The organism is Nocardiopsis sp. B62, from assembly GCF_018070675.1.
GTDB lineage: Bacteria > Actinomycetota > Actinomycetes > Streptosporangiales > Streptosporangiaceae > Nocardiopsis > Nocardiopsis prasina.
This window is the reverse complement of the sequence record NZ_JAGPXK010000001.1, coordinates 120,933-143,483: the sequence shown is the minus strand read 5'-3', so window position 1 is coordinate 143,483 and position 22,551 is coordinate 120,933. Positions and strand designations below refer to the sequence as shown.

Sequence of the window (22,551 nt, the reverse complement as noted above, 5' to 3'; positions counted from 1 at the left end):
ATGGTGCTGTGCCCTTACGAGAGGATGTCAGGGCAGGTCAGGGGTGGGTGCCTGGCTGCCTTCGGTGGGCGTGGCGATCGCGGGACCGAAGGTGTCGCGCAGGTCGATCTCACCCTCGATCGCGGTCACGAGGCGGCGTACGCCCTCGCGGATCTGTTCGGGGGTGGGGTAGCAGAAGCTCAGGCGCATGCTGTCCCGGCCGCGTCCGTCGGCGAAGAAGCCGGTGCCGGGCACGTAGGCCACGCGCTCGTTGACCGCGCGCGGCAGCATGGCCTTGGCGTCGATGCCCTCGGGCAGGGTGGCCCACACGAAGAACCCGCCTTCGGGGCGGGTCCACGTACAACCGGCGGGCATCATCGCCTCCAGGGAGCCGAGCATCGCGTCGCGGCGCTCGCTGTACATGGAGTTGAACGCCTTGATCTGTTCCTTCCAGGGGAAGGTCCTCAGGTAGCGGCGCACCACGAGCTGGTTGAACGTGGAGTGGCTGAGCATCGCGGACTCGGCGGCCAGGACCAGTTTGGCGCGCACGGCGGCCGGGGCCAGGGCCCAGCCGATGCGCAGGCCCGGGGAGAGGGTCTTGGAGAGCGAGCCGAGGTAGATAACGTTGCCGCTGCCCTGGGAGTACAGGGTGGGCTCGGGCTCGCCGTCGTAGCGGAGCAGGCCGTACGGGTTGTCCTCGACCACGAGCACGTCGTGGCGCTCGCAGGTCTCCATGACCCGGGCGCGGCGCTCGGCGCTCATGGTGATCCCGGCGGGGTTCTGGAAGTTGGGGACCGTGTAGAAGAACTTCACCGGCCGCCCGTCCAGCTCGGCGCGGACCAGCGCCTCCTCCAGCTCCTCGGGGATGACGCCCTGGTCGTCCATGCCCACGTGGCGGATGTCGGCCTGGAAGGCGGCGAAGGTGTTGATCGCGGTGACGTAGGTGGGGGCCTCGGTGAGGACCACGTCGCCGGGGTCGACGAAGACCCGGGTAATCAGGTCCAGGGCCTGCTGGGAGCCGACGGTGACGATGACGTCGTCGGGGCTGGCCTGGACGCCCTCCAGCGTCATGTACTCGCAGATCTGTTCGCGCAGGACGGGGTCGCCCTGGGCGGAGCCGTACTGGAGCGCGGTGGCGCCCTCCTCGGAGACGACGTCCTTGACGAGGTCGCCGAGCTGTTCGAGGGGCAGGGCGGCCACGTTGGGCATGCCGCCCGCGAGGGAGACGATCTCCGGCCGCGAGGCGACCGCGAAGAGTGCCCTGACCTCCGATGCGACCATGCCCTGTGCTCGGTGTGCGTAGCGGCCGACGTGCGGGTCGATACGCGAACCCTGTTGGCTGGGCTGCTGCTCTCGGTGGTCAGCGGACACGATCCACCTCCGAAGGAAGGACGGTCTGTGGGCCGTCGGTGCGGGACGATCCGGGGATCGTCGTTGATCCCTGGTTCGACGCCGGGGACGACCCGTTGGTTCACCGTTGGTCCCCGGTGGCCTCGGGGCCGTGGGGTGCGTGACGGTGCGGCGTTCGGCTGGAGTGAACCGTGGTGGAACACGGTTCGGGAAATGTTGCGAGTCTAGCCCAGCGGCGGTGACTGCGGGTTCGACCGGGTGTGGCCTCCCCTTTCACGCACTCGCTCCGCCGGGCTGTTCCGTTGTCTCCCCGGCACGGTACCCACTCGCGTGTTCCGACTCACACAGGGATGACTCGAACATGACGCACTTTTCACCCTTGTCGCCCGAGTGGGACATAGGCCACTTACTCCGCATCAGCGACATTGGTTCGGTGGACCAGTGCGCCGGACACGGCGCCACGACCCCAGGGGGAAGTCATGGGAGTCCGCTCGACCACCGTCACCGCTTCACTGGCACTGCTGCTGTGCGCGCCGCTCACCTCGTGCACCGCCGACGAGGCACCGGAGCAGAGCCCCGACGCCGCCCTGCTGGAACTGGAACGAGCAGCCGACGCCCTGTCCGTGTCGGTCCTGCGCCCCGGAGCCGAGCGCGCCTTCGCCCGCAAGGGCCATCCCGTGGCCGCGCCCCTGGACTGCACCGCCGTACCCGAGGGCGGCCCGTCCGCCGAACCCTCCGAGGACCTGGCCGAGGACGCGGTCACGGCGGGCGGCGCGGAGACCTCCGCTTCCCCGAGCGCCGAGGGCGCGCCGGATCAGGGGGCGCGCGGGGGCCGACTGGAGGTGCGGTGCACCGGCCAGAGCCGGGACGGGGAACAGATCAGCTTCGAGGGCCGTCTGCTGATCGAGGCGCTCGCCGAACGAGAGGTCGGCGACGACAGCCTGCAAGGGGCCTTCACCGGTCTGGTCGGTGAGGAGGAGGTCTTCACGATGGACTGCTTCCAGTGCTCGCCCGCCAACGCGAAGCCGCCGGAGAAGGACGCCGCGGCCTCCGGGCCGCCCGAGGGGGCCGAGCCGCCCACCGAGGAGGAGTGACCCGCACGAACCCGGCACCTGTGTGAAGGTACGGCCCAGGGATGCACACATCCCTGGGCCGTACCGTCGTGTGCGCGGTGGCCCCGGAGTCTCCCCCGATACTCACGGGGCACCAGCCCGTCCGCGCGTCCGCTGTCAGCCCTCGTCACCCCCCTCAAGGCGCGAAGGACGCGGACGCGTCCCGCACCGGTGGACAGCCCGCCGTGCCCTCTCTTGCCCGGAGGCCGCCCACCGGTGAGCGGGCCGCGCGGAAACAGTTGACCCCATCCAGGCGTCGTCGGCAACGGTTGCAACAGGTTGCGACGTCATCGCCCAGAGCGATCGAACAGGTCCTCCCTGCGCACGCGCTCCCGCAGTTCCCGCACTCCCGGGGCGGACGATCCGGGCAGCAGGTCCACCGGCGGCTCCGGAGTGAGCACGCGGACCCGCACGTCGTCGGAGAAGCGGTAGGGGCGGCTCTCTATCACCCCGCCCAGGTTGCGCCGCACCCGGGAGAGCTCGGCCCGCACGGTCACCACGTGCCGGTCGGAGCCGAACACGTCGTGCGACAGCTGTACCCCGGAGCGTCCGTCACGGTGCACGGCCAGCAGCAGGAGGAGTTCGGTGTGGCGCGGTGACAGCCGCTGGGACCACTCGCCGCTGTCTCCGGCCACCGACACGGTGGCGGCGGGACGGGACAGGTCCAGGGTCACGGTGGAGGGCACGGCCCGCTCCCCCGGGCTCGGCCGGATCAGCCAGCCCCCGGGCAGTGGCTCCAGGGCGCACTCCCCCAGCGCCGGAAGCCAGGCGGTCCCGGTCTCGCAGTGCTTGGGCAGCAGCACCCGCCGGACCGGCTCCATGTGGACGGCGGCCGCCGTCCACCCGGTGTCGTCCACCACCAGCGCCGGGCGGGTGAGGCCGGCCAGCAGCGGCGCCGCCACCGAGCGCAGCCGCTCGAGGTGACCGTGGTGCAGGCCCTGCAGGTGCGCCTCCGCCAACTGGGCGACCGCGCTGACCAGGGCCAGGGTGGAGGGGTGGACGGTGGAGACGGGTCCGGTCACGTCGATGGCTCCGAGCAGGCGCCCGTCACGGGGGTCGTGTACGGGGGCGCAGGCACAGGTGAGCGCGTGCAGGCTGCGCACGTAGTGCTCGGCGGAGTAGACCTGGAGAGGCCGTCCCACCACGAGCGCGGTGCCGATGGCGTTGGTGCCCACGCTCCCCTCGTTCCAGTAGGAGCCCTCCACCAGCCCGACCCTGTCGCTGATCGCGCGCATCCGGTTGGAGCCCTCCCTCCACAGCACCTGCCCGGCGGCGTCCGTCACCAGCATGATGTGCTCGGCCTCGTCGGCCACCGAAACCAGGGAGCGGCGGATCAGCGGGAGCACCTCGGAGATCGGTGAGGCGTCCCGGAAGCGCTGGAGTTCGTCCAGCCGGGCCACCTTGGGCGGCGGCGCGCTGTCCGGATCGATGCCGAACTGGCGCATGCGCCCCCAGGAGTCCTCGATCACGGGGCGCAGCGGCGCCGGTGTGGGACGTCCGGTGAGCCGCGCGTCGTGGGCGCGCCGGAGCAGGACCGCGTGTTCGCGCGCGTTCGCCCCAAAGGGGAGCGCGGTGTCCAGCGAGGGGAGGCGCACGCCCTGGCCACGGCCCAGGGGCTGGCCCCGCCCGTTCACAGTGGACTCCGGCGCAGTGTGGTTCCGCCACGGAGCAGGCCCCGGGCGACACGACTCCGCGCGTCGGGTGGGGCCCCGTGTCCGGCCGATCCCCACCCGCCCGTGGCCCGGGAGCCGATCCGCTGCGCAAAGGCGTTCATGTGGCCCCCAGGTCCTCAGGTTCGTCAAGGAGACCCCCAGTTTCCTGGTTCGGGTCGGGCAGGGCCAACGGAACCGGGAGACACGTTCTATTCGGAGGGTGTTTCGGACAGAACCTTCCGATTCCTGCAGGGACCGCCGCCCCTCGCGCCTCGCTGTTCACCATGGTCACCCTGCTGAGAGGAGCTTCGCCGCCCGAGTCCGCGGAACCGCCGGTGCGGGAGCGGCCGTGACCGGAAGCGGCCAACCACCCCACGGGACGGGACGCCTCTGCTACCCGCGCCTGCGGACCGTCGGTCCCCGGTCGCCCTCGGTGTGGCGGGTGAGGGCGAACCACAGGCGCATGCGCTGTTCGGCGTCGGTCAGGTCCACGCCCAGGTCCCGCTCGATCCTGCCAATCCGGTAGCGGACGCTGTTGCGGTGCACCCCGAGGTCGTTGGCGGCGCGATCCCAGTTGCCGTGGCGGGCCAACCAGGTGCGCAGGGTCTCCCGCAGGGTGCGGGCCGCCCTGGTCTCCCCCGCCAGCGGCCCCAGGAGCGCCCGGCTGAGGTCGTCGGCGTCGGCCGGGTCCAGGAGCGTGTCGAAGGGGTCGGTGTCGTCGCCCCAGAGCAGCGGGGCCCCCAGGGCACGCGCGCGGACCAGCAGGGCGGCCGCCTGGCGGTCGGCCCGGGGCAGCTCGCCCGGGGGCACGGGCGAGCTGAGCGCGGCGGTCCACCCGTACGACCGCAGCAGGTCAAGGTGGGCGCGGTGGGCGTCCTCTCCCCGGTCCGCGAGCACGGCGCGCACGGTGTCCCCCGTCGCGGCGCCGTCCCCGTCCGCCCGCACCCGGTCCACCAGGCGCGTGCCCAGCGGCGGGTCCGCCGACTCGGCGCGATCCCCCGCACCCGGGGCCCGGGCACGCAGCACACGGTGGAGCCCGGACCGGTCTCCCCTGCCGCGCGGACCGGTGAGTTCGGTGAGCAGGGGCAGGCTCTCCTCGTCGAGGTCACCGTCCAGGAGGAGGCCGATGAGCAGCCTCCCCGGGAGCGCGGAGGTGTCGTCCGCCGTGCGGGAGAGCAGGTCGAGCAGGGCGGTGGCGGTGCGCAGGAGGGCGCGGTCGGTGATGCCCAGGGGCGTGCGGCGGCCCACCAGGACCACTCCCGACTCCTCGGGCGGGGAGCCGACGGTGTGCAGGAAGACCTCGTCGGTTCCGCTGAGAGCCTTGGCGCTCCGTGGTCCCGCCGGATCGGTGAGGCGGTCCAGGAGGGGGCGCAGGGCGGGGTCCTCGACGCGGGGAGCACCGGGCGTTCGGTGGGCGGGCGCGGCCGGGTCGGAGGGCTCCAGGACCGCCCAGCCGCCCAGGGATTCGGCGAGCACGGTGAGGACCCGCTCCACGGGGGCGGGGGCGGCGACCGCTCGGGCCAGAGCCTGGTGGGCCTCGCCGAGGCGGCGCACGTCGCGCAGGTGGCGTTCCGCCAGCTCCTCGCCGACCGCGCGGCTCACCGCGGCGAAGGGGGTGGGGCCTGGCACCTCCAACAGCGGCAGCCCCTGGGCGCGGCACTGCTCGACCAGGAGAGGGGGCACGGTCGCGTGGACCGGGGCCACCCCGAAGCCGAGGGCGCCGACCCGCGCGCGGACCAGGGAGCCCACGTAGGCGAGCACCCCGTCGCGGGTGTCGGGCAGGTTGACCCCTGCGGTGAGCAGGAGTTCGCCGCCGCGCAGGTAGGCGGCGGGTTCGACCATCTCGCTGGCCACGGCCCAGGTGATGGCGGGGTCCCCCGCGTGGACCACGGTGGTCAGGGCGAGGTCGCGACGGCCCGTGACCACGCTCAGGGGCACGTCGTGGCTGTCGGGGCCACTCACTGCTTCGCCCATGTCTCCCTGTCCGCGCCCGCCACGCACGCTTTGGATGGTTCGTCCAAAGGACGGAGCCGACCCGTACGGTTCGGCTACTGGAGCGGAGCCTAGCCGCTCCCTACGCTGGCCGGGACCGCACCCTCGACAGGAACGGACCTGATGAACAGCCCGATCGGCCCCACCGACTCCAGCCTCGTCCCACGCTTCGCGGGCCCGGCGACCTTCGCCCGGCTGCCCCGCATCGACCAGGTCGAACGCGCCGACGTGGCCGTCGTGGGCGTCCCCTTCGACACCGGGGTGTCCTACCGGCCCGGGGCCCGCTTCGGTCCGTCCGCGATTCGTGAGGCCAGCCGCCTGCTGCGCCCGTACAACCCGGGACTGGACGTGGCGCCCTTCGAACGCCTCCAGGTGGTGGACGGCGGCGACATCGCGGTGAACCCGTTCTCGATCGGTGACGCCGTGGAGACCCTGGACCAGGGTGCCTCGGCCTTCGTCGAGGCGGGGACCAGGCTGGTCACTCTGGGCGGCGACCACACCATCGCGCTGCCGCTGCTGCGATCGCTGTACCGCAGGCACGGTCCGATCGCCCTGCTGCACTTCGACGCCCACCTGGACACCTGGGACACCTACTTCGGCGAGCCCTACACCCACGGCACGCCGTTCCGTCGCGCGGTGGAGGAGGGCATCCTCGACACCGAGGCGATCGCGCACGTGGGGACGCGGGGTCCGCTGTACGGCAAGCGCGACCTGGAGGAGGACCGCCGCTTCGGGTTCGGGATCGTCACCTCGGCCGACGTCATGCGCAAGGGCGTGGACGAGGTCGCCGACGCCCTGCGCCAGCGCATCGGGAACCGGCCGCTGTACGTGTCCGTGGACATCGACGTCCTCGACCCGGCGCACGCCCCCGGCACCGGAACCCCCGAGGCCGGTGGTCTGACCAGTCGAGAGCTCCTGGAGATCCTGCGCGGGCTGGCCGACCTCAACCTGGTGGGCGCGGACGTGGTCGAGGTCGCCCCTGCCTACGACCACGCCCAGATCACCTCGACGGCCGCCTCGCACGTGGCCTACGACCTGGTCAGCCTGCTGGCCCTGAACCACCAGAGGAGGTCCGAGGGCCAGGTGTACTGACCATGGAGGGCGGTGGCACCCACCACGCCCGCCACACACGAAGAGGGCCTTCGGTATCGGTGTGGATCACCACGTCCACACCGATCCGCCCGAAGCCCTCGATGCCCCACACCACCCATGCCGACGCTCGTTCGACCCCCGCCGGGCGCCTGGCCCCGGCTCGCCCCGTGACCGAGGACAGCTGGCCGGGCGGCCCCCGCCGTCAGGTGCCGGACGTCTGGCGATCGCGAAGGTGCGACCAGGTGAGCGCGGTGACGTGCCCGGCCATGGTGTCGGGGGTCTCGTCCGGGTGGTCCAGCAGCCAGTCGGCGAAGGCGTCGGCCGTGCTCACCGCCACGCGCGCCAGCAGCTGGGCGTCGCGGGGTTCGAGGGAGCCGTAGCCGTCCCGGGTGCAGGAGGTGATGAGCTCGGCCACCTCCGCGGTGACGCGGTCGCGCAGCCGGGTGGTCTCGCCCGCGAAGGGTTCGCCCTGGACGGCGGCGCGCCGGTAGAGGACGGTCCAGCTCTCGCGGTTGTCCACGACAAAGGTGAAGAAGGCCTGCATCCCCCGGCGCAGCGGATCGTCGTCCTCGGGGGCGCCGGGGTCGTGGACGGCGGTTCGGACCGCCTCGACCAACCGCTCCATCTCCCGGCGCACGCAGGCGACGAAGATTCCTTCTTTGGAACCCAGGTAGTGGTACACCGTCGGTTTGGAGGTCCCGGCGGCCGCCGCGATCTCGTCGACGCTGACCGTGCGGTAGTCGCCGCGGGAGAACACGGAGACGGCGGCGTCGATCAGCTGCTGTTCCCTGACCGCGCGCGGAAGTCTGCGTTGTTTGGTCGTCACGTGAACCGAGCCTAAGGGGGCCGGTGACGGCGGCCGTGGGTCGTGGGTCCGGGGTCGCCGGGACGGATCCGAGGCGCCGGACCGGCGTGGGCGTGACCTGTGCGGCCACCACCGGGGCGGATCGGGCACGTGGCGCATCCCACAGCGGCCGGGGCCCGGGGGCGGACGCCCGCGCGGGTGCGCGGAGTCCGCCCGTGGCCGGTCAACCGGATGGGTCACTCCGTGGGCGCGTCCCGCAGTTCGAGCGTGCAGCACTTGGCCCCGCCGCCGGCCTTGCGCAGCTCGTCCAGTTCCACCGGGTGGACCGTGAGGCCGAGCCCCCGCAGGCGGTCGGCGAGCGCGGTGGCCTCGGCCGCGATGACCACGTTCCGGCCGTCGCAGACCGCGTTGAGTCCGAGCACCGACGCGTCCTCCTTCGTGGCGACGAGGGCGTCGGGGAAGAGCGAGCGCAGCACCCTGCGGCTGCCCTCGGAGAAGGCGCCCGGGTAGTAGACGATCCGGTCTCCCCCCAGGGCGAACAACGCGGTGTCCAGGTGGTAGAAGCGCGGGTCGACCAGTTGCAGGGTGACGACCGGGCGACCCAGGAGGCGTTCGGCCTCCTGGTGGGCGGCGGCCTCGGTGCGGAACCCGGTGGCGGCCAGAACCACGTCGTCGAGCGTGATGAAGTCCCCCTCGCCCTCGTTGACGTACTTGGGCTCCAGGGTCTCGGTGTACCCCTCCTGGCGGAACCAGTCCAGGAAGGCGGGGCCCTCCGGGGTGCGCTCGGCACTGGCGAACCTGGCGCCGTAGACGCGCCCGTTCACGACCAGCGCGCCGTTGGCCGCGAAGACCATGTCGGGCAGCCCCTCGATCGGCGCGATCTCGCTGACCCGGTGCCCGAGGGAGCGGTAGAGGTCCCGCAGCCCCTCCCACTGGCGGATGGCCCGGGGGCGGTCCACCCCGACCGCCGGGTCCATCCAGGGGTTGATGGCGTAGTCCACCGCGAAGTAGGTGGGTCGGCACATCAGGTAGTGCCGTCGTGAGGGCGCGGCCGTGGGGCCGTCGGGTCGAACCATGGAACCTCCCCGTCGAGGCGTGCCGGAGACCGGACGGTGCGCGCCGGTCCGGGCAGTGACCGGACCGCGTCCTCCGGCGGACAGAGGGGAGATACCCGCCCCGAAGCCCCGCCAACACAGGCTTTCCACAAACTGGACGGACTCCGGCGAGAGGGCCGGGGCAGGCCCTGCGAGGCGGCACCCGAGCAGGAGACCGACCAGCCGGTTTGCTAGGGTCGCGGGACTTCCGCGATTGGAGAGCTCACCATGAGTACCACCGTCAGGGCAGCCGTCTTCCTCGCCACCGGAGCACCCCCCGAGATCCGCGACGTCGTCCTGCCGGATCCGGGGCCCGGCCAGGTGCGGGTGCGGATGGTCGCGGCGGGCGTGTGCCACTCCGACCTCTCGCTGTCCGACGGCACCCTCGCGCAGACCTGGCCCGCCGTGCTCGGCCATGAGGGCGCGGGCACCGTGGAGGCGGTCGGCCCCGGGGTGAGCGGGGTCGTGCCGGGGCAGCAGGTGATCCTGAACTGGGCGCCGCCCTGTCGGGCCTGCTGGTTCTGCGAACAGGGCGAACCCCACCTGTGCGAGCACGCCCTGGACGGCACCCTCTCCCCCTACGCGGCGCTCACCGACGGCACGCCCGTCTACCCGGGGCTGAACACGGGGGCGTTCGCCGAGGCCACCGTCGTTCCGGCCACCGCCCTGGTGCCGTTGCCGGACGGTGTCGACCCGGCGGTCGCGGCGGTGCTGGGCTGCGCGGCGCTCACCGGTTGGGGCGCGGTGAACAACGCCGCGAAGCTGCGCCCGGGCCAGTCCGCCCTCGTACTGGGGTTGGGCGGTGTGGGGCTGTCGCTCCTCCAGGCGGCGCGGATCGCCGGTGCCGACCCGCTGATCGCGGTGGACGTGTCCCCGGACAAGGAGAACCTGGCCCGCTCGCTGGGCGCCACCGACTACCTGGTCGCCGATCCGAACACCCACCGGTCCGTGCGGGGACTCACCGGCGGACGCGGGGTCGACCACGCCTTCGAGGTGGTGGGGCGGGCCGAGGTGGTGCGCACCGCGTGGAACTCCGCGCGCCGGGGCGGAACAGTGACGGTGGTGGGCGTGGGGTCGCACCGGGACGAGGTGTCCTTCAACGCCCTGGAGCTGTTCCACCAGGCCCGCACACTCCAGGGCTGCGTGTACGGATCCTCCGACCCGGCCCGGGACATCCCTCTGCTCGCCGGAGCGGTCCGCTCGGGCGACCTTCGACTGGCGGCCATGGTCACCGACGAGATCCCGCTGGAGGGAGTCCCCGACGCCTTCGAGCGCATGCGCCGGGGACGGGGCGGGCGGTCCCTGGTCCGCTTCGGCGCCTGAGCGCGCTCGACCGGATTGTCACCCCCTGACAAAGGATGTGGCGGGGGACACACACCCGCCTTGCCGCGCGAACCACACGGGTGCACAGTCGGGACCATCGAGCACGCCGCGCCCGCCGGGGCGCGGACGACCCCCTAGGAGATCCTCATGAGTACCGGAGCCGACCAGGCCGACGTCGTCGTCGTGGGTGCGGGGCTGGCCGGGCTGGCCGCCACGGCCGAACTGGCCGACGCGGGCAAGCGGGTGATCCTGCTGGACCAGGAACCCGAGCAGTCCCTGGGCGGCCAGGCCTTCTGGTCGTTCGGCGGACTGTTCTTCGTCGACTCCCCCGAACAGCGGCGCATGGGCATCCGGGACTCCAGGGACCTGGCCCTCCAGGACTGGATGGGTACGGCCGCCTTCGACCGCCCCGAGGACGAGTGGCCGCGCCGGTGGGCCGAGGCCTACGTGGACTTCGCCGCCGGGGAGAAGTACTCCTGGCTGCGCCAGCAGGGGCTCAGGATCTTCCCCCTGGTGGGCTGGGCCGAGCGCGGCGGCTACCTCGCGGACGGACACGGCAACTCGGTGCCGCGCTTCCACATCACGTGGGGCACGGGCCCGGGCGTGGTCGAACCCTTCGAGCGCCGGGTCCGCGCGGCCGTCGAGCGCGGCCTGGTCTCGCTGCGCTTCCGTCACCGGGTGGACGAGCTGGTCGTGACCAACGGAACGGTCACCGGGGTGCGGGGCACGGTGCTGGCCCCCAGCGACGTGGAGCGGGGCCGGGCCAGCAACCGGGACGCCGTGGGCGAGTTCGAGGTCGGTGCGCAGGCGGTCGTCGTGACCGCAGGGGGGATCGGCGCCAACCACGACCTGGTCCGCCGGAACTGGCCGAAGCGACTGGGAACCGCGCCCCGGCACATGCTGTCGGGGGTGCCCGCCCATGTGGACGGGCGCATGCTCGGCATCACCGAGGAGGCCGGCGGCGAGATCATCAACCGGGACCGGATGTGGCACTACACCGAGGGCATCCAGAACTGGGATCCGATCTGGGACAGACACGGCATCCGCATCCTGCCCGGCCCGTCATCGCTGTGGCTGGACGCGACCGGCAAGCGGCTTCCGGCCCCGTACTTCCCGGGGTTCGACACGCTGGGCACGCTGGACCACATCATGAGCAGCGGCCACGAGTACACGTGGTTCGTGCTGTCACAGAAGATCATCGAGAAGGAGTTCGGGCTCTCGGGCTCGGAGCAGAACCCGGACCTGACCGGCAAGGACGTCAGGCTGGTCCTCCAGCGGGTGCTGCCCGGCGCCCCGGGCCCGGTGGAGGCCTTCAAGCAGAACGGGGCCGACTTCGTGGTCGCGGACCGGCTGCCCGAGCTGATCCGGAAGATGAGGGAGGTCGCGGGCGACGACGTGCTCGACGCCGACACCGTGACTCGCGAGGTGGTGGCGCGCGACCGGGAGATGGTGAACACCTTCACCAAGGACCTCCAGGTCATGGCGATCCACGGGGCCCGCAACTACCGGGGCGACAAGCTGGCCCGGGTGGCCAGGCCGCACCAGATCCTCGACCCCAAGGCCGGTCCGCTGATCGCGGTGCGCCTGCACATCCTCACGCGCAAGACCCTCGGGGGCCTGCACACCGACCTGGACGCCCGCGTGCTGAGGACCGACGGGACACCGCTGCCGGGGGTGTACGCGGCCGGTGAGGTGACCGGGTTCGGCGGTGGCGGCGTCCACGGATACCGGTCCCTGGAGGGCACCTTCCTGGGCGGCTGCATCTTCTCCGGCCGTACCGCCGGCAGGGCCGCAGCGGCCGCCCTGGGCTAGGCGGGGGACGGGGAGCGGGGGCCGCTCCCACCCTCGTCCGTTTCCAGGCCGGACGCGCACGGAGCAGGAGACCGGAGCCGAGGGACGACGTCCATTCCTCCCCTCGGCAGGGGGGAGCCGGGTGCCCGTCGGACACCCGGCTCGTCATTCCTGCTCCGGCCCCGTTCCCCGGTCCCGCGGAGCCTCCTGGCCCTCGGGATCGTCCTTGCGGGGGCGCCCCCTGCGGGGGATGTCCTTGGCCTCCTTCGGCATGCGGCCCGCCTCGTCGAGGGCGCGGCGCAGGAGGAACTCGATCTGGGCGTTGGTGCTGCGAAGCTCGTTACCGGCCCACCGCGCGAGCGCGTCGTGGACGGCGGGGTCGAGCCGCAGCAGCACCTTCTTGCGCTCGGGCACGGCACCTCACCCGGATCTACTGGTAGAGAGTCCCCGTGTTGACGACGGGACTGGCGGGACGGTCCGAGCACAGCACCACGAGCAGGTTGCTGACCATGGCCGCCTTGCGCTCCTCGTCGAGCTCCACGACGTCCTCGTCCGAGAGGCGCTCCAGAGCGCGGTCGACCAGCGTGACGGCGCCCTCGACGATCTCCGCGCGGGCCGCGATCATCGCGCTGGCCTGCTGGCGCTGGAGCATGGCCTGGGCGATCTCCGGGGCGTAGGCCAGGTGGGTGAACCGGGACTCCACGATCTTCACGCCCGCCGCGTCGACCCGCTCGGCGACCTCCTTGGACAGCTGCTCGGTGATGGCGTCGGCGCTGTCACGCAGTGAGGGCACGGCGTCGTCGCCGTAGGAGTCGTAGGGGTACTTGCCCGCGATGTGACGGACGGCGGCCTCGGTCTGGGTGGAGACGAACTGGATGAAGTCGTCCACCTCGAAGGAGGCGCGCGCGGTGTCCTCCACCTGCCAGACGACGACGGCGGCGATCTCGATGGGGCTGCCGGAGGCGTCGTTGACCTTCATGACGGAGGTCTCGTGGTTGCGGATGCGTGTGGAGATCGCGTTGCGCACGGTGAGCGGGTTGACCCAGCGCAGACCGTCGGTGCGGATGGTTCCGACGTAGCGGCCGAAGAACTGGACGACCTGGGCCTCGTTGGGCGCGACCATCGTGAGCCCGACGGCCAGCACGACGCCCACGACCGCGATCACGACGCCGACGACGACCAGGGACCAGTGCAGGCCGATCAGGGGAAGGGCCGCGATCGCGGCTCCGCCCAGGAACAGTACGAGGGACACGACGAACATGGGGATGCCACCGGACCCGAAGGCCTCACGTTCCCTGTACTGCGGCGCTGGCCTGACAACACTCGGCGTCTCACTCATCTGTCGGCCTTCCTTCCATCGGGGCTCAAGACTTCGGTGATGACTTGAGCATAGCATTGTGATATCACTTTTAATGAACGGCCTCCCCCCGGGGCCCTGACTGAGAGGAGACGTGGACGCGATGAGCACCGACGCTCTGCGCCTGCGACCGCCCAACCACCGTGTGGACCGGCGCGCGATCTGGTGGTGGACGACGCGGGCCCTCGCTGTGACGGTCGTCCTCACCGTCATCCCGGTCGTTCCCGCGCTGATCTGGGAACCGGTGCGCTTCTGGTTCCTGGTCTCCGCCGGGGTCGTCGGCGGGATCGGGCTCCTGATCACCGTCGTGATGCCGCAGTGGCGGTTCCGGGTGCACCGCTGGGAGGTCACCGACACCGCCGTCTACACCTCCAGCGGGTGGATCTGGCAGGAGTGGCGGGTCGCCCCGATGTCCCGGATCCAGACCGTGGACACCGAACGGGGACCGCTCCAGAGAGCCTTCGGGCTGTCGAGCGTGACCGTGACGACCGCCTCGGCCGCCGGGCCGATCGAGATCAGCGGCCTGGACCACCAGCTGGCGACCGAGGTGGCCGACCAGCTCACCGACAGCACCGAGGCGATTCCGGGGGACGCGACATGACCTCCCACGACGACCACCGCGCCGAGGAGGGCCCTCCCGTGGAGTCCGTCCACGGCGCGGCCGCCCCGCAACACCCCGTACCCCCCGTGGAGGGCGCCGAGGACGGTTGGGAGGGGCTGAGCCCGCTCAGCGTGTGGGCCAGCGCGGTCATCGCGTCCCTCTTCCTGGTCCCGGCGGCCGTCGTGGGCACCATCGTCCTGGTCGTCGTGGGGCTCTCCTGGTGGGCACTGGCACCCCTCCCGGCGACCCTGGCCTTCGTCGGCGTGATGACGTACCTGGACATGGTGCGCCTTCGTGCGGTGCGCTACCAGGTCACCGCCGAGCGCATGGAGATGCGCTCGGGAGTGATCGCCAAGGCCTACCGGTCCATCCCCCGCGAACGCGTGCGCACCGTGGACGTGGCCGCCCCCCTCCACACGAGGATCTTCGGCCTGTGCTCGGTGACCGTGGGGACCGGTGAGTCGGCCGGTTCCGGCGGCGGGGACCAGCTCAAGCTGGAGTACGTGACCGCGGAGCAGGGTGAGCGTCTGCGCCGGGAACTCCTGCGCCGCACCGCCCCGTCCACGGGCTCCGTGGGCGCCGGGGGCTCCGAGAACGGCTCGGAGGAGGTCCCCGACGACGAGGAGACCGAGCTCGCCCGGCTGAACCCGCGCTGGTTCGCCTACGCGCCCGCCACCTCGGCGACCTTCGGTATCGGCCTCGGTGTGATCGCCGCGTTGCTCGGCATCAACGCCCAGAGCGGCGGCCACGGCTGGAGGTGGATCTCCGAGCAGGCCAACCTGCCCAGCGCCGAGGAGATGTCCGGGTTCGTGATGGGACAGCTGCTGCTGGTCGTCCCGGGCCTGCTGCTGGCACTGCTGGTGTCGGGCGTGGCCGTCCTGCTCCTGGTCGCCGTGGAGACCTGGTGGGACTACCGGCTCGTCCGTGAGCCCGACGGCACCGTGCGGCTGCGGCGGGGTCTGCTGACGAGCGTGTCGCTGTCGGTGGAGGGCCGCCGCCTCAACGGTGTGGTGCTCCACGAACCCTTCGTGCTGAGGTCGGTCGGCGGGGCCTCCGTGCGCGCGGTGGCCACGGGTCTGTCCGCCGGTGACGCGGAGAAGACCGAGGCCAAGAGCCGCCTGTCACCCGCCATGCCCGGGAAGCGGGCCCGTGAACTGGGCGCCGACCTGATGAACGAGCCGACCTCGGCGCTGGACGTGCCGCTGGCCCGCCACCCGAGGGCGGCCCTGCGCCGCCGGTTCACCCGGGCGGCGGTCTGCTCGCTCGTGGGGGTGGCCCTGGCCGGTGGGCTCGCCTGGCTCCACCAGGTGGCCACCCAGGCCTGGTGGGACGCCCTGCGGTCGGCGGAGGAACAGTTCATACCGTTCCCGTTGGCCACTCCGACCGTCGAGGCCACCCCGGGCTGGGGCTGGTTCGCGGCGGCGCTGTTGTTCGCCGTGGCGGCGTTCTGGTTCGCACTCGGCTCCTACCGGGGTCTGGGCCACGGCCTGCACCCCAGGTACCTGGTGGTGCGCAAGGGGATGGCCTCCCGCGACACCGTGACACTGGAGCGGGCGGCGGTGATCGGTTGGCGGATCACGCGGTCACCGTTCCAGCGCCGGCTCGGACTGGCCGACGTGGCGGCCACCACGGCTTCCGGCGAGGGGATGTACACGGCCCTGGACGTCGGGCTGGGGCAGGGCCTGGGCTGGGCGGACGAGGCCGTTCCCAAGCTCCTGGCGCCGTTCCTGGTGCGTACGGGCGGCGACGGCGAGCGCTCGGAGTCCGGGACCTCCGTGCTGCCCTAGCGTTCGGGGGTCGACCCCCGACCGCACTCGTCCGGAACCGTGTCCCGGCGCCCCACTTCCCCGGGGCGCCGGGACACGCGTCGTCTCCGGGCACGGTCGCGCCCGAGGTTCGACGGGTCAGGGCACGGGATTGTCGAAGATGGGTTCGCCGTCCACGCGCAGACCGCTGGTGTGGGTGAGCGCCATCTCCACCATGGGATAGACCTCGAACAGCCGCCGCATCCCGAGCGCCTCCAGCACCCGCTCGGCGATGGGCGCCGGTTCGGCCAGGACCACGTGCCTGCCCTGCCCGGTCAGTACCTGGTAGACAGCGACCAGGGCGCGCACTCCGCTGGCGTCGAAGAAGCCGATCCGCGACATGTCCACGACCAGACAGTCGCACCGCGAGGCCTGCGCGGCCTGGAGCAGTCGCTCCCGAAGTCGGTCGGCGGTGGCCAGGTCCACCTCACCGTGGACGCGCACCACCGTCACTCCCGTGCAGGGAAAACGTTCCTGGGCCGAGAACGGGCCATCCTTCGCCACTCGGGCCACCTCTCACCGGACGTAACCTTTCCACTACGCAACCGCGTACGAGATCGTAACCTCTCCAGTGAGCTTCCGGGAGGGTTTCCATGAGAAAATCCGCCGGAATCTCGCCGATATGACCCGACCCTCACCGGGGTGTCACCATCTCCCGTGTTTGGCCGAGTCGTCGTGGGGCCCCGCGTCCACAGGACCCCCACTCCTTTCTCTCGGACACTCCCGATCCGGCCCCCGCACCGTGCTTTCCGCGCGTTCGTGCGGTAAAAGCGGTACTTGGACACCCGTGTGTCGGCCGGTGGCACCGTTCCCCCTGCGGGAGGGGCACCGACGGCCCTCATGGACACGAAGAGAGCGAAGGGAGGGAGCGGTACGCGGCTGCCCCGAGCAGACCGTCGACCGCGACCCCAATGACCGAAACCGCTGACACCCAGCCCGGCTGGTTCTCCTCCGAGGAGCTGGACAGCGTCCGCGCCAGCATGCCCGTGCTCTACGTCCAGGCGGTGCCCGTGCGGGTGGACGAGTCGGGGTCGGTGACCCACGTGGGGTTGCTGATGCGCGCCGACCCCGACGGCAGCTTCAACCGTTCCGTGGTCTCCGGGCGGGTGCTCTACCACGAGCGCGTACGCGACGCGCTCCTGCGCCACCTGGAGAAGGACCTGGGTCCGGTCGCCCTGCCGCGCATCCCCAGCTCACCTCAGCCGTTCACCGTCGCCGAGTACTTCCCCACCCCCGGGGTCACCCCGTTCCACGACCCGCGCCAGCACGCGGTGGCCATGGCCTACGTGGTGCCGGTGAGCGGTGACTGCCAGCCCCGCCAGGACGCCCTGGACCTGGTGTGGTTCACCCCCGAGGAGGCCACCAGCCCGCAGGTGCGGGCGGACATGCCCGGCGGGCAGGGCGTGCTGGTCCGCCAGGCTCTCGCCTACGTGGGACACGCCCCGTGACCGATGCGGCCGTGGCGGCTCCCGCCACGGTCGGCCCCTCCTGACGGCCCCTCGCTCGCTCTGGGCCCCGTGTCCGCGACGGACTCGGGGCCCGGGTTCGGCGACGATCGCCGACGTGACTCCGAATCTCCTACGGGGAGTGGGTCTAGGCTGGAGGCCATGCTCGAATCCCTCGTCGCCGACGCGCTCTCCCTGGTACCCGAGGACCCGCCCGAGGGTCCCGCACGCGTGATTCTCGGCCTGACCGGCGCCCCTGCCGCTGGCAAGTCCACCCTGGCGCGCTATCTGGTGCACGCGGTCGACGAGCGAGCGGGCGCGGGCACCGCCGGGTACCTGCCCATGGACGGATTCCACCTGTCCAACGCGCAGCTGGAGCGGCTGGGCCGACGCGATCGCAAGGGGGCGCCCGACACCTTCGACGCCCACGGCTACCTGGCGATGGTGCGCCGACTCCTGGCCGAGACCGACAGCCCGGTGTACGTCCCCGACTACGACCGCAGGCTGCACGAACCCATCGCCGCCCAGCACGCGATCGGACCCAGCACGCGGCTGGTCGTGACCGAGGGCAACTACCTCGCCAGCGACGAGGAGCCATGGACCGGGGTGCGCGGGCTGTTCGCCGAGCTCTGGTACGTGGAGGCGGAGGACCGCGTGCGTGAGCGTCGGCTGCGTCGCCGTCAGATGGCCGGTGGCGCGAGCGTGAGCGCCGCCCAGGAGTGGGTCGAGCGCAGCGACCGACCCAACGGCGAGCTGGTGAAGGGGCTGCGGGACCACTGCACCCGGGTCGTGCGGGTGAGCGGGGTTCCCAGGCTCGGTTCACGGGACCGCTACTCCGCGCGCTGAGACCCCTCCCCCTGTCCGCGCGAGGAGCGAACCGTTGGCCCCGGGCGAGCGCCCACACTGGTGAACCACCAGTTGGCCATAAACAACACGGTGTTTGTTCGTGCGATCCGACAGCGCTCCACGACCCCCTCGAGGAGAGAGATGCAGAGCCCCCCGCACCGCACCCGGCACTTGCTGTCTCCGACCGCCCCCGGACGGCTCCCGCTGGTCCTGGGAGCGACCGCCCTGGTACTGACCCTGACCGGATGTTCCCACCTGCCCGAGAGCCTCGGCGGCACGGCGGGCGAAGGTCCGGAACAGCCCCGGGAGGGCCCCGGCCAGACGGACGGGGCCGCCCACGACCTGACCGACGCCGAGGCCAGCCTCCGAACGGCCGTCGAGCGCGTGGAGACGGCCGACGACTACGAGGTCCAGGTCCGCCAGTCCCACGAGAGCGGCGACCCCTTCCGTGACCGCAACGCGGGACACCGGTACACGAACGCCCCCGAGGAGATCCTGCACTCGTGGCTGAGCGCGGAGTCCGCGCACGTGACCTACTACACCGAAGCCGGGCACAGCCTGCGTGTGTCAGGGGACGACTACTACGCGGCGGTCAGTGACCCCTCCCCCGCCGACGAGTTCCACGCGGACCCCGCGGTCGCCGCCGCCAGTCTGTCCCAGATCCTGGACACCTCCACGAACCTCGCCCACGTGGGCGAGGAGGAGATCACCGTGGAGTACACCACGGGCAGCCGAGAGGACGGTTACGAGGAGATCCGGGAGACCGTCGCGGGCCACGGTTACGGCGGCACCTTCGCATCCACGGTGTCGGAGTTCGCCCCCGGTTCGTCCCCCGTCGCGCTCGAGCTGACCGAGTACCCCGACTCCCCGTTCACCGTGTGGCTGGACGGGGAGGGGGTCCCAGTGCGGCTGGAGTTCACCAGCGGCGAGTTCACCCACACGCACACCTTCGTCGGGTTCAACGAGGGGATCGGGGAGACGGAGCTGACGATGCCCGCTCCCGGAGACCCCGCCTTCGGGTGAGGGCGTCCGCTCGACGGGAGAGGCGGCGCGCGGACCAGCGGACCAGCGCCAGGTACTGGTCGGCCCGGCCCTGCCCGCCCCTCAGACCGCCGTAGGCGGAGGAGACCACGTACTCCTTGTACAGTGCGGCCAGGCGGCCGGTGAGCACGAAGCCGACCGGTGAGTCGTCCGGGCGCACGAACTGGATCAGCCCGTCGCGGCGGCCCAGGCTGACGCACTGGAACAGGTAGCCGTACGACGTGTGGCCGGGCTCGGTCCCGGCCACACGCGCCGTGGCCGTGTCCGCCGCGATCCACCCCATGGGCAGCCCCATGGCGCAGGACATCCGCAGGGCACCTCCGCGCGGGCCCGGAGCGTGCGCGGCGTCCCCCACCACGAGGACGTCGGGGTGGGAGACCGAGCGCTGGGCCCCGTCGACCACGGCGCGCCCGTCGGCGTCGACCTCAATCCCGGTCCCAGCGGCGGGCCCCGCGATCCCGAAGCCCGCGTTCCAGACCACGAGGTCGGCGCGCACGCGGGAACCGTCGGCCAGGCGGAGTCCGGCGGCGTCGACCTCGCACACGGAGGCGTGTTCGCGGACGGCCACGCCCAGGCGGCGCAGGACCCGGCGGACATGGGAGCGCCCGCGCGGGCTGGCGTCGGCGGCGACGCGGCCTCGGGTGACCAGTTCGATCCGCACGTCCGGGTGGCTCTCGGCGAGTTCGGCGGCGACCTCCAGGCCGGTGAATCCGCCACCGACCACGGTCAGGGCGCGGGGCCGCTCCTCGCGGATCCGTCGTTCCAGGGCCCGGGCTCCGGACAAGGTGGCCACGTGGTGGGTGTGTTCGGCGACGCCGGGGACCCCGGCGTCGCCCTCGTGACTGCCGAGGGCGTGGACGAGGGTGTCGTAGCCGAGTTCGCGCTCAAGCGGCGCAGTGCCGTCCTCCCGACCCGTGCGGACCCGGACCGTACGCCGTTCGGTGTCCACCTGCTCGACCAGCCCGACGACCAGGTCGATCCCGGTGCCGTCCAGGGAGGTCGTCAGGGGGTGGACTCCGACGCTCTGTCCCGCGGCGACCTGGTGGAGGCGAACGCGTTCGACGAAGTCCGGGGCGGCGTTGACCAGGGTGACGCGGGCGTCGAGCCCGTTCCCCCGGATGGTGTGCGCGGCCCGTCCGGCCGCGGCGAGCCCGGCGTAGCCCGCGCCGAGCACCAGGATCTGGTGTGTCATGGGTCCTCCTCGATACTTCGAGCGGTGTCGAACCACATGACGGGACGGGTGTCCTGAAACGTGACACGGGGGCCGGTGAGAGGGATCACCGTGGAGGCGGGAGGACCGGCAGGGCAGTTGATCCCGTTTCGTCCGCTCTCACACGAGGACGCCCACCCCCACCCCAAGTGTCCACATGTTGAGACAAAAGTTCCATATAGCGTCCACCGCGGCTAGCATCCCTCCAACAACCCGCACTGACCTGGAAAGAACTCACTCATGAAGGACGTCGCCGAAGACAACCCGGCGCCGGAACGGCCACAAGCCGAGACGGCCGCGCCACCGACCAACCCGAAGCGGAAGGTCCTCACGGCGAGCCTTGTGGGCACGTCCATCGAGTTCTACGACTTCTACATCTACGCGACCGCAGCGGTCCTGGTCTTCCCCTACCTGTTCTTCCCCGAGGGCGACCTGATGGCGGCCCGCCTCCAGTCGCTGGCGACCTTCGCCATCGCCTTCGTGGCACGCCCCATCGGCTCCTGGGTGTTCGGCCACTTCGGCGACCGGATCGGCCGCAAGGCGACACTGGTGGCGTCCCTGTTGACCATGGGCGTCGCGACCATCGCGATCGGCCTGCTCCCGACCTACGCGCAGATCGGAGTCGCGGCGCCGCTGCTGCTGGCGCTGTGCCGGTTCGGCCAGGGTCTGGGCCTGGGCGGCGAGTGGGGTGGTGCGGCACTGCTGGCCACCGAGAACGCTCCCCCCGGCAAGCGCGGCTTCTACGGGACCTTCCCGCAGATGGGCGCGCCCATCGGCTTCTTCCTCGCCAACGGCGTCTTCCTGATCCTCAGCCAGACCATGACCGACGAGGCCTTCCTGGCCTACGGCTGGCGCATCCCGTTCCTGCTGTCCACCGTGCTGATCATCGTCGGCCTGTGGGTGCGGCTCACCCTGCACGAGACGCCCGCCTTCGCCAAGGTCATCGCCTCCGGTGAACGGGTCAAGACCCCCATCGTCGAGGTCTTCCGCCACAACTGGCCCGCCGTGGTCATCGGCACGCTCATCATGCTGGCCACCTACGTGCTCTTCTACCTCATGACGGTCTTCTCCCTGGGCTTTGGCACCGACGCGGAGACCGGCCTGGGCTACGAGCGCACCGACTTCCTGGTCTTCCTGCTCATCGGCGTCCTGTTCTTCGCGCTGTTCACGCCGATCTCCGGGCTGCTCGCAGACCGGTTCGGCCGCAGGCCCGTCCTGATCACGGTCACCTCCGCGATCATCGTGTTCGGCTTCGCCATGGGCCCGCTCATGGGCAGCGGCGGGACCGTCGGCGTGATGGCCTTCCTGATCATCGGCCTGTCCCTGATGGGACTGACCTTCGGCCCCATGGCGGCGGTCCTGCCCGAGCTGTTCCCGACCAAGGTCCGTTACACGGGCGCCTCGGCCGCCTACAACCTGGCGAGCCTGCTGGGAGCCTCGTTCGCGCCCTACATCGCGACCTGGCTCGCGGGGACCTTCGGCCTGGCCTGGGTCGGCGGTTACCTGATCCTGGTCGGCACCATCACCCTGGGCGCGCTGATCGTCAGCCGCGAGACCCGGCACGACGACCTGGACACCATCTCCGCCAAGGTGACCAAGTGACCGGGTGAGGGGGGATCCCTCCCAAGGAACACCGGATGGGCCGGTGCGGCAGAGCCGCACCGGCCCATCCGTCTGTCACGGGCACCCGGTCCGCACGGCCGCCACCTCGTGTTCCTCCCGCCTTCACAGCGCACTTATCCATCGGGAGGTACACGGAAGGGTGTACCAAGCGGCCCGGAGCGACCCGGGACCACGCCCCTGAACCGGTGAACCCCCGCGGCCCCCGTGCCGCCCACCCACCGGACGGACTCCCCGTCCTCCTCACCTGGGAGGCCCCATCCTTCACCGAACCACCGTCCCCCTGAGCGCGGCGCTCGTACTCCTGGCCACGGCCGCCTGCGGCGCCCCGAGCACAGACCTCGACGATGCACAGAACACCAGCAGCACCACCCCGACCGCGGACGACGTCAACGGCGACGGCTACACGGACCTGCCGATCAGCGGACGCACCGGA

Annotated in this window: 19 protein-coding genes; 10 read left to right on the top strand and 9 right to left on the bottom strand. The window is 71.8% G+C overall.

The window, feature by feature from the left end:
- Positions 1–27 precede the first annotated feature (27 nt).
- Positions 28–1,260, bottom strand: coding sequence for a PLP-dependent aminotransferase family protein (locus KBX21_RS00635; RefSeq protein WP_082206552.1), 1,233 nt, complete (start codon positions 1,258–1,260; stop codon positions 28–30).
- Between the two features lie 548 nt (positions 1,261–1,808).
- Here KBX21_RS00635 and KBX21_RS00630 point away from each other — a divergent pair.
- Positions 1,809–2,423, top strand: coding sequence for a hypothetical protein (locus KBX21_RS00630; protein ID WP_049575185.1), 615 nt, complete (start codon positions 1,809–1,811; stop codon positions 2,421–2,423).
- Positions 2,424–2,728: 305 nt separating this feature from the next.
- Here the strand turns inward: KBX21_RS00630 and KBX21_RS00625 are convergent, their stop codons facing one another.
- Together KBX21_RS00625 and KBX21_RS00620 are read right to left on the bottom strand one after the other, a co-directional pair.
- Positions 2,729–4,075 carry a GAF domain-containing protein gene (locus KBX21_RS00625; RefSeq protein WP_234004029.1) on the bottom strand — a complete coding sequence of 449 codons (1,347 nt, stop codon included), beginning with the start codon at positions 4,073–4,075 and terminating at the stop codon, positions 2,729–2,731.
- A gap of 411 nt (positions 4,076–4,486) precedes the next feature.
- Positions 4,487–6,067: a PucR family transcriptional regulator gene (locus KBX21_RS00620; RefSeq protein ID WP_210840649.1), complete on the bottom strand. Its 1,581-nt coding sequence runs from the start codon at positions 6,065–6,067 to the stop codon at positions 4,487–4,489.
- Between the two features lie 141 nt (positions 6,068–6,208).
- Between KBX21_RS00620 and speB the strand changes: the two genes are divergently transcribed.
- Entirely contained in the window at positions 6,209–7,177 is a 969-nt protein-coding gene (gene speB, locus KBX21_RS00615; protein WP_049575188.1) for an agmatinase, read from the top strand.
- 202 nt (positions 7,178–7,379) lie between these two features.
- Here the strand turns inward: speB and KBX21_RS00610 are convergent, their stop codons facing one another.
- Together KBX21_RS00610 and ddaH are read right to left on the bottom strand one after the other, a co-directional pair.
- Entirely contained in the window at positions 7,380–8,003 is a 624-nt protein-coding gene (locus KBX21_RS00610; RefSeq protein ID WP_049575192.1) for a TetR/AcrR family transcriptional regulator, read from the bottom strand.
- 215 nt (positions 8,004–8,218) lie between these two features.
- Positions 8,219–9,058: a dimethylargininase gene (gene ddaH, locus KBX21_RS00605; protein WP_049575196.1), complete on the bottom strand. Its 840-nt coding sequence runs from the start codon at positions 9,056–9,058 to the stop codon at positions 8,219–8,221.
- A gap of 246 nt (positions 9,059–9,304) precedes the next feature.
- On the opposite strand from ddaH, the gene KBX21_RS00600 reads away from it, so the two are divergent.
- A complete protein-coding gene (locus KBX21_RS00600; protein WP_210840648.1) occupies positions 9,305–10,399 on the top strand; it encodes an alcohol dehydrogenase catalytic domain-containing protein in 1,095 nt (364 codons plus the stop codon).
- A gap of 147 nt (positions 10,400–10,546) precedes the next feature.
- The gene (locus tag KBX21_RS00595; RefSeq protein WP_210840647.1) at positions 10,547–12,211 is read left to right on the top strand and encodes an FAD-binding dehydrogenase; all 1,665 of its coding nucleotides are present in this window, start codon (positions 10,547–10,549) and stop codon (positions 12,209–12,211) included.
- A gap of 144 nt (positions 12,212–12,355) precedes the next feature.
- Here the strand turns inward: KBX21_RS00595 and KBX21_RS00590 are convergent, their stop codons facing one another.
- Positions 12,356–12,604, bottom strand: coding sequence for a hypothetical protein (locus KBX21_RS00590; RefSeq protein WP_210840646.1), 249 nt, complete (start codon positions 12,602–12,604; stop codon positions 12,356–12,358).
- A gap of 16 nt (positions 12,605–12,620) precedes the next feature.
- A complete protein-coding gene (locus KBX21_RS00585; RefSeq protein WP_049575212.1) occupies positions 12,621–13,529 on the bottom strand; it encodes an SPFH domain-containing protein in 909 nt (302 codons plus the stop codon).
- A gap of 121 nt (positions 13,530–13,650) precedes the next feature.
- On the opposite strand from KBX21_RS00585, the gene KBX21_RS00580 reads away from it, so the two are divergent.
- Complete coding sequence (locus KBX21_RS00580) at positions 13,651–14,148, top strand: PH domain-containing protein (RefSeq protein ID WP_049575216.1); 498 nt, start codon at positions 13,651–13,653, stop codon at positions 14,146–14,148.
- Positions 14,145–15,935: a PH domain-containing protein gene (locus KBX21_RS00575; protein WP_210840645.1), complete on the top strand. Its 1,791-nt coding sequence runs from the start codon at positions 14,145–14,147 to the stop codon at positions 15,933–15,935. Before KBX21_RS00580 ends, KBX21_RS00575 begins: the two co-directional genes overlap by 4 nt.
- Before the next feature lie 117 nt (positions 15,936–16,052).
- Here the strand turns inward: KBX21_RS00575 and KBX21_RS00570 are convergent, their stop codons facing one another.
- Complete coding sequence (locus KBX21_RS00570) at positions 16,053–16,406, bottom strand: STAS domain-containing protein (RefSeq protein ID WP_049575223.1); 354 nt, start codon at positions 16,404–16,406, stop codon at positions 16,053–16,055.
- Between the two features lie 458 nt (positions 16,407–16,864).
- Here KBX21_RS00570 and KBX21_RS00565 point away from each other — a divergent pair, with 458 nt between their 5' ends.
- From KBX21_RS00565 to KBX21_RS00555, 3 genes are all read left to right on the top strand, one after another.
- Positions 16,865–17,401 (top strand): NUDIX hydrolase family protein, encoded by a 537-nt coding sequence (locus KBX21_RS00565; protein WP_017543466.1) that lies wholly within the window; start codon positions 16,865–16,867, stop codon positions 17,399–17,401.
- A 159-nt stretch (positions 17,402–17,560) separates the two neighbouring features.
- Positions 17,561–18,244: a nucleoside/nucleotide kinase family protein gene (locus KBX21_RS00560; protein WP_210840644.1), complete on the top strand. Its 684-nt coding sequence runs from the start codon at positions 17,561–17,563 to the stop codon at positions 18,242–18,244.
- A gap of 141 nt (positions 18,245–18,385) precedes the next feature.
- Complete coding sequence (locus tag KBX21_RS00555) at positions 18,386–19,267, top strand: hypothetical protein (protein WP_210840643.1); 882 nt, start codon at positions 18,386–18,388, stop codon at positions 19,265–19,267.
- Here KBX21_RS00555 and KBX21_RS00550 read toward each other — a convergent pair.
- Positions 19,203–20,477: an NAD(P)/FAD-dependent oxidoreductase gene (locus KBX21_RS00550; protein WP_210840642.1), complete on the bottom strand. Its 1,275-nt coding sequence runs from the start codon at positions 20,475–20,477 to the stop codon at positions 19,203–19,205. The genes KBX21_RS00555 and KBX21_RS00550 overlap by 65 nt on opposite strands.
- Positions 20,478–20,735: 258 nt before the next feature.
- On the opposite strand from KBX21_RS00550, the gene KBX21_RS00545 reads away from it, so the two are divergent.
- Complete coding sequence (locus tag KBX21_RS00545) at positions 20,736–22,097, top strand: MFS transporter (protein WP_199776621.1); 1,362 nt, start codon at positions 20,736–20,738, stop codon at positions 22,095–22,097.
- Positions 22,098–22,551: the final 454 nt, after the last annotated feature.